Here is a 2333-nt window from a genome sequence, read left to right as displayed (position 1 = left end):
CCTTTTGTAGAATGAACCGGCGAGTTACGATCTGATGCAAGGTTAAGCAGAAAATGTGGAGCCGTAGCGAAAGCGAGTCTGAATAGGGCGAATGAGTATTTGGTCGTAGACCCGAAACCAGGTGATCTACCCTTGGTCAGGTTGAAGTTCAGGTAACACTGAATGGAGGACCGAACCGACTTACGTTGAAAAGTGAGCGGATGAACTGAGGGTAGCGGAGAAATTCCAATCGAACTTGGAGATAGCTGGTTCTCTCCGAAATAGCTTTAGGGCTAGCCTCAAGTGATGATTATTGGAGGTAGAGCACTGTTTGGACGAGGGGCCCCTCTCGGGTTACCGAATTCAGACAAACTCCGAATGCCAAATAATTTAACTTGGGAGTCAGAATGTGGGTGATAAGGTCCATATTCGAAAGGGAAACAGCCCAGACCACCAGCTAAGGTCCCAAAATATATGTTAAGTGGAAAAGGATGTGGCGTTGCCCAGACAACTAGGATGTTGGCTTAGAAGCAGCCATCATTTAAAGAGTGCGTAATAGCTCACTAGTCGAGTGACACTGCGCCGAAAATGTACCGGGGCTAAACATATTACCGAAGCTGTGGATTGTCCGTAGGACAATGGTAGGAGAGCGTTCTAAGGGCGTTGAAGCATGATCGCAAGGACATGTGGAGCGCTTAGAAGTGAGAATGCCGGTGTGAGTAGCGAAAGACGGGTGAGAATCCCGTCCACCGATTGACTAAGGTTTCCAGAGGAAGGCTCGTCCGCTCTGGGTTAGTCGGGTCCTAAGCTGAGGCCGACAGGCGTAGGCGATGGATAACAGGTTGATATTCCTGTACCACCTAAATTCGTTTTAAGCGATGGGGGGACGCAGTAGGATAGGCGAAGCGTGCTGTTGGAGTGCACGTCTAAGCAGTGAGATTGAGTGTTAGGCAAATCCGGCACTCGTAAAGATTGAGCTGTGATGGGGAGAAGAAATTCGTTTCTTCGAGTCGTTGATTTCACACTGCCGAGAAAAGCCTCTAGCTAGAAAATAGGTGCCCGTACCGCAAACCGACACAGGTAGTCAAGATGAGAATTCTAAGGTGAGCGAGCGAACTCTCGTTAAGGAACTCGGCAAAATGACCCCGTAACTTCGGGAGAAGGGGTGCTCTTTAGGGTTCACGCTCTGAAGAGCCGCAGTGAATAGGCCCAAGCGACTGTTTATCAAAAACACAGGTCTCTGCTAAACCGTAAGGTGACGTATAGGGGCTGACGCCTGCCCGGTGCTGGAAGGTTAAGAGGAGTGGTTAGCTTCTGCGAAGCTACGAATCGAAGCCCCAGTAAACGGCGGCCGTAACTATAACGGTCCTAAGGTAGCGAAATTCCTTGTCGGGTAAGTTCCGACCCGCACGAAAGGCGTAACGATTTGGGCACTGTCTCAACGAGAGACTCGGTGAAATCATAGTACCGGTGAAGATGCCGGTTACCCGCGACAGGACGGAAAGACCCCGTGGAGCTTTACTGTAGCCTGATATTGAAATTCGGTACAGTTTGTACAGGATAGGTAGGAGCCTTAGAAGCGTGAGCGCTAGCTTACGTGGAGGCATTGGTGGGATACTACCCTAATTGTATTGGATTTCTAACCCGCAGCACTTATCGTGCTGGGAGACAGTGTCAGGCGGGCAGTTTGACTGGGGCGGTCGCCTCCTAAAGAGTAACGGAGGCGCTCAAAGGTTCCCTCAGAATGGTTGGAAATCATTCATAGAGTGTAAAGGCATAAGGGAGCTTGACTGCGAGACCTACAAGTCGAGCAGGGTCGAAAGACGGACTTAGTGATCCGGTGGTTCCGCATGGAAGGGCCATCGCTCAACGGATAAAAGCTACCCCGGGGATAACAGGCTTATCTCCCCCAAGAGTTCACATCGACGGGGAGGTTTGGCACCTCGATGTCGGCTCATCGCATCCTGGGGCTGTAGTCGGTCCCAAGGGTTGGGCTGTTCGCCCATTAAAGCGGTACGCGAGCTGGGTTCAGAACGTCGTGAGACAGTTCGGTCCCTATCCGTCGTGGGCGTAGGAAATTTGAGAGGCGCTGTCCTTAGTACGAGAGGACCGGGATGGACATACCTCTGGTGTACCAGTTGTCGCGCCAGCGGCATAGCTGGGTAGCTATGTATGGACGGGATAAGTGCTGAAAGCATCTAAGCATGAAGCCCCCCTCGAGATGAGATTTCCCAACTTCGGTTATAAGATCCCTCAAAGATGATGAGGTTAATAGGTTCGAGGTGGAAGCGTAGTGATACGTGGAGCTGACGAATACTAATCGATCGAAGACTTAATCAAATTTAAATCACAAG

Annotated in this window: 1 rRNA gene; it reads left to right on the top strand. The window is 50.7% G+C overall.

Annotated elements, in window-relative coordinates:
- Positions 1–2319, top strand: a 23S ribosomal RNA gene (locus tag TP70_RS09290); the annotation flags it as partial.
- Positions 2320–2333: the final 14 nt, after the last annotated feature.

Source organism: Staphylococcus microti (assembly GCF_000934465.1).
Taxonomy (GTDB): Bacteria; Bacillota; Bacilli; order Staphylococcales; family Staphylococcaceae; genus Staphylococcus; species Staphylococcus microti.
This window is presented reverse-complemented; position numbering and strand designations above follow the sequence as displayed.